Source organism: Streptomyces viridochromogenes (assembly GCF_001270495.1).
GTDB lineage: Bacteria > Actinomycetota > Actinomycetes > Streptomycetales > Streptomycetaceae > Streptomyces > Streptomyces viridochromogenes_A.
Window position 1 is genome coordinate 1 of record NZ_LGUR01000049.1, and the last position, 4,632, is coordinate 4,632.

Sequence of the window (4,632 nt, forward strand, 5' to 3'; positions counted from 1 at the left end):
CAGCCGGCACCGCCCCCCGTCACCCACCGGCTCCGGCACCCCCAACCACCCCGGCAGCCGAGCCGCCACAAACTCCGCAGGCGCCGAGAACGTCACGGAAAACTCATACGTCTCCTGCCGCCGCCACATCGACTGCCGCAGATACTCCGCCGCGCTCCCCGTCGGCAACTCCCGCGGAGCGAACCGCGCCCCCGTGGCGAACGGCTCACTCACCCGGTCAACCCGGAACGTCCGCCAGTCGTCCCGATCGAGGTCGTACGCGACGAGGTACCAACGCCGCCCCGTCGACACCAGCCGATACGGCTCCACCAGCCGCCGCGACTCCGCCCCATCCCCCGACCGGTACGCGAACCGCAACCGCTCCCGCCCCGCCACACTCGACGCCATCACCGTCAGCGTCTCGGGCGCGATACTCGCCCCGTCCCCACTGGTCAGCGGCGTCGTAGCGGCCTGCAAGGTGGACACCCGGTGCCGCAGCCGCGACGGCAGCACCTGCTCCAGTTTCGCCAGCGCCCGCACGGACGCCTCCTCCACCCCCTCGACCGCGTGCCCGGCCCCGGCCCGCAGCCCGACCGCGATCGCCACGGCCTCCTCGTCGTCGAGGACGAGCGGCGGCATCGCCTTGCCCGCGACGAGCCGGTAGCCGCCGTCGGCCCCCTTGGTCGCCTGGACGGGATACCCCAGCTCCCGCAGCCGGTCGATGTCCCGCCGCACCGTACGCCGGGACACGCCGAGCCGCTCGGAGAGCTCACCGCCGGGCCATTCACGGGGCGTCTGGAGAAGGGAGAGGAGCGTCAGAAGCCGTGCCGGAGTATCCGTCGTCATGATTCCGAGGATGCCGCACAACTAGGACACTGTCTGACCTAATCAGGCCGTTGACTTCCTTCCATGACCTCAAGGACCTCAGCGGGGACCGACCCCGTGACCCACGCCGTGCCCCACGCCGTGACCCACCCCAGCGCACCCCTCGCCGAGCAAGCCGAGCCCGCCGAACCGGCGGAGCCCACCGCAGGCGACCGCCGCCGCTGGTTCGCCCTGGCGATCGTGATGACCGCGGCCTTCATGGACCTGGTCGACGTCACGATCGTCAACATCGCCATCCCGTCGATCCGGCGCGACGCCGGCGCGACCTTCAGCCAGATTCAGTGGATCACCGCCGGCTACGCACTCGCGTTCGCCGCCGGCCTGATCACGGGCGGGCGTCTCGGCGACATACACGGCCGCAAGCGGCTGTTCCTGATCGGCATCGGCGGCTTCACCCTCGCCTCGGCCCTGTGCGGATTCGCCGCGAACCCGGAGATGCTGGTCGCCTCCCGCATCCTCCAGGGCGCGATGGCGGCGCTGATGGTCCCGCAGGTCCTGTCGATCGTGCACGCCACCTTCCCGGCGCACGAACGCGGCAAGGTCTTCGGCCTGTTCGGCGCGGTCGTCGGTCTCGGGGCGGTCACCGGGCCCCTGCTCGGCGCACTCCTGACGGAGTGGAACCTCTTCGGCCTCGAATGGCGCCCGATCTTCCTGATCAACCTCCCGGTGGGTATAGCGGGCCTGATCCTCGGCAGCCGCTACATCACCGAGTCCAAGGCGCCGAAGGCGCTGAAGCTGGACCTGGTCGGCGTCGCGCTCGTCACGCTCGGCCTGCTGATGCTGCTCTACCCGCTGACCCGAGGCCGCGAGCTGGGCTGGCCGCTGTGGGGGTACGTGTCGATGGCCGGCGCCCTCGTCGTCCTCGCGGCGCTGGTGGCGTACGAGAGGCGGAAGGCCGGCCGCGACGGTTCCCCGCTCGTCGAACTGTCGCTGTTCAAGGTGAAGAGCTTCGCGGCGGGCATCGCGGTGCAGACCGTCTTCGGCGTGGCGCTCGGCATCTTCTTCCTCGTCTGGACGCTGTACATGCAGTTCGGCCTGGGCTGGAGGCCGCTCAAGGCCGGTCTCACCGGGATCCCGTTCTCGATCGCCGTATCCATGGCGGCCGGGATGTCCGTCCAGAAGCTGGTCCCGCGCTTCGGCCGCAAGGTGCTCCAGGCGGGCGCGCTGGTGATGGCGATCGGCGTCCTGCTCTACATCTGGGAGTCCGCCCACTACGGGCTGTCCATCGCCCCCTGGCAGATGGCCCTGCCGCTCGTCGTCATGGGCGTCGGCATGGGCCTGATCGTGGCCCCGCTGACGGACGCGATCCTGTCGGAGGTGCCGCGCGAGCACGCCGGTTCGGCGTCGGGCCTCATCAACACCGTGCAGCAGATGGGCAACGCGCTCGGCCTCGGCCTGGTCTCGGTGGTCTTCTTCGGCGTCGTGGACGACCGGCTGGCCGAGGCCACGGAGCGCACGGCGGCCGGCATGGCCTTCGCGGACGGCTTCCAGCACGCGCTGGGCTGGGTCGCCGCGGTGATGGGCGTCATCTTCCTGCTGATGTTCGCGCTGCCGAAGCGCCCGGCGCAGCACATCGAGGGCGCGGCCGAGGATGCGTCGCCGTCTCCGACGCCGGAGAAGGAGCCCGCGCTGGCGGGCTGAGGGCGGGGGAGGGGCCCGGCACTTCGGTGCCGGGCCCTTCAGCGTTTCCGTACTCCCCATATCGGAAGCCCGGCCTCCCATATCGGAAGCCCGGCCTCCCAGGTCAGATGCCCGGCCTCCCAGGTCGGAAGCCCGATCCCCCCATGCCGGAGGCCCGATCATGCCCGATTGAGCCCGAACCTGTTTACTTTCCGGAAATCCGGGCGTAGCCTCCCAGCGAAACCACAAGTTCGGGCACAGTTCGGAGGCGAACGGACATGTACGCACCGGAGCGACAGCAGGAGATCCTCCGGCTTGCTCGTGACGGCGGCCGAGTGGACGTCCTGTCGCTGGCCGAGGAGTTCCAGGTGACGGCGGAGACGATCCGCCGGGATCTGAAGGCCCTCGACCGCGCCGGACTCGTGCGCCGGGTGCACGGCGGTGCGATCCCGGCCGGGCGTCTGGACTTCGAGCCGGACCTCGCCGAGCGCGAGTCGACGGCGGCCGACGAGAAGGACCGCGTCGCGAAGGCGGCACTCGCCGAGCTGCCCACCGAGGGCACGGTGATCCTCGACGCCGGTACGACGGTGGCCCGCTTCGCCGCCGCGCTGCCGCTGGAGGCCTCCCTCACCGTCGTCACGCACAGCCTGCCCATCGCGGCCCGCCTCGCGGACCACCCCGGCATCCAGCTCCACCTGGTCGGGGGGCGCGTACGGCACCGTACGCGCGCCGCCGTGGACGCCTGGGCGCTGCGGGCGTACGGCGAGATCCGCGCCGACGTCCTGTTCGTCGCGGCCAACGGCTTCTCCGCCGAGCACGGTCTGACCACCCCCGACCTCGCCGAGGCGGCGGTGAAGCGCGCGGCCGTGGCCGCCGCCCGCCGCGTGGTGCTGCTCGCCGACTCCTCCAAGCACGGCCAGGAGCACTTCGCCCGCTTCGGTGACCTGGGGGACGTGGACCTGCTGATCACCGACAGCGGGCTGAGCCCCGAAGACGCCACCGCGATCGAGCGCGGCGGCACGGAAGTGCTGTGTGTTTAGAAACGAGTGCGCATGATCCTCACCGTCACCCCCAACCCGTCCCTGGACCGCACCTACGAGGTCCCGTCCCTCGACCGCGGCGAGGTCATCCGCGCCACCGGCGAGCGCATGGACCCGGGCGGCAAGGGCGTGAACGTCTCGCGCGCCGTGGCGGCCGCCGGACAGCGCACGGTCGCGGTCCTGCCCCTCGGTGGTGCGCCCGGCGCGCTCGTCGCCGACCTGCTCGACGCCCAGGGCATCGAGGTCGCCCCGGTCCCGGTCGCCGGAGCCACCCGCTCCAACATCGCGCTCGCCGAGTCGGACGGGGTGCTCACGAAGATCAACGCGCCCGGCCCCGAGCTGTCCGCGGCCGAGCAGGAGCTGCTCCTGGAGACGGTCCGCGAGCAGTCGCGCGACGCCGACTGGATCGCCTGCTGCGGCAGTCTGCCGCGCGGGCTCGCGCCGTCCTGGTACGCCGATGTGGTCGCCCGGGCGCACGCGGGGGGCGCGCGGATCGCTCTCGACACCTCCGGGCGCGCCCTCCTCGAAGCCCTGCGCGAGCGTCCCGACGTGGTGAAGCCGAACGCCGAGGAGCTCGCGGCAGCGGTCGGGCGCCCCCTGGCCACCGTCGGCGACGCGATGAAGGCCGCCGAGGAACTGCGCGAGATGGGCGCGGGTGCCGTACTGGCGAGCCTGGGCGCCGACGGGCAGCTGCTCGTGGACGAGGCGGGCGCCTGGTTCGGCAGCGCGCGCGTGGATGTCGTACGCAGCAATGTCGGCGCCGGTGACTCCTCGCTGGCCGGCTTCCTGATCGCCGGAGGCAGCGGCCCGGAGGCCCTCGCCTCGGCGGTCGCTCATGGCGCGGCGGCCGTGCAGCTCCCCGGCAGCGTGATGCCGTCCCCGACTGACCTGGACATGGCGGCGGTGACGGTCACGGCCGAGGTGCCGGTGGATCGCGTACTGAAGGAGCCGGCGTCATGACGAATGTCGCGTTTGCCACAGTTCTTGCCGATCCGGTCCGTCAGCGGCGAAGCTCGGCGTTACTCACGCCCGCCAACGGACGGCAGGGCCTCCTGAGCCGCTCTGCCGCCCGGGGGAGGCGGGATTTCCCCAACCCCGCCTCCCCCAC

4 protein-coding genes are annotated in these 4,632 nt (G+C 72.0%); 3 read left to right on the forward strand and 1 reads right to left on the reverse strand.

The window, feature by feature from the left end:
• The coding region (locus ADK36_RS07985; protein ID WP_053196846.1) for a helix-turn-helix transcriptional regulator at nucleotides 1–825 on the reverse strand (825 nt) is incomplete at its 3' end.
• A 222-nt stretch (nucleotides 826–1,047) separates the two neighbouring features.
• Between ADK36_RS07985 and ADK36_RS07990 the strand changes: the two genes are divergently transcribed.
• The 3 genes from ADK36_RS07990 to pfkB all read left to right on the forward strand — a co-directional run bounded on the left by ADK36_RS07990 (nucleotide 1,048) and on the right by pfkB (nucleotide 4,484).
• Entirely contained in the window at nucleotides 1,048–2,505 is a 1,458-nt protein-coding gene (locus tag ADK36_RS07990) for an MFS transporter (protein WP_199830132.1), read from the forward strand.
• A gap of 257 nt (nucleotides 2,506–2,762) precedes the next feature.
• A complete protein-coding gene (locus ADK36_RS07995; protein ID WP_048587531.1) occupies nucleotides 2,763–3,524 on the forward strand; it encodes a DeoR/GlpR family DNA-binding transcription regulator in 762 nt (253 codons plus the stop codon).
• A 12-nt stretch (nucleotides 3,525–3,536) separates the two neighbouring features.
• Nucleotides 3,537–4,484: a 1-phosphofructokinase gene (gene pfkB, locus ADK36_RS08000; protein WP_048587532.1), complete on the forward strand. Its 948-nt coding sequence runs from the start codon at nucleotides 3,537–3,539 to the stop codon at nucleotides 4,482–4,484.
• Nucleotides 4,485–4,632: the final 148 nt, after the last annotated feature.

What these genes read in the sequence shown, in the direction of transcription:
- ADK36_RS07995 (WP_048587531.1), top strand. Translation starts at nt 2,763, where the DNA reads ATGTACGCACCGGAGCGACAGCAGGAGATCCTCCGGCTTGCTCGTGAC.
- pfkB (WP_048587532.1), top strand. Translation starts at nt 3,537, where the DNA reads ATGATCCTCACCGTCACCCCCAACCCGTCCCTGGACCGCACCTACGAG.
- ADK36_RS07990 (WP_199830132.1), top strand. Translation starts at nt 1,048, where the DNA reads ATGACCGCGGCCTTCATGGACCTGGTCGACGTCACGATCGTCAACATC.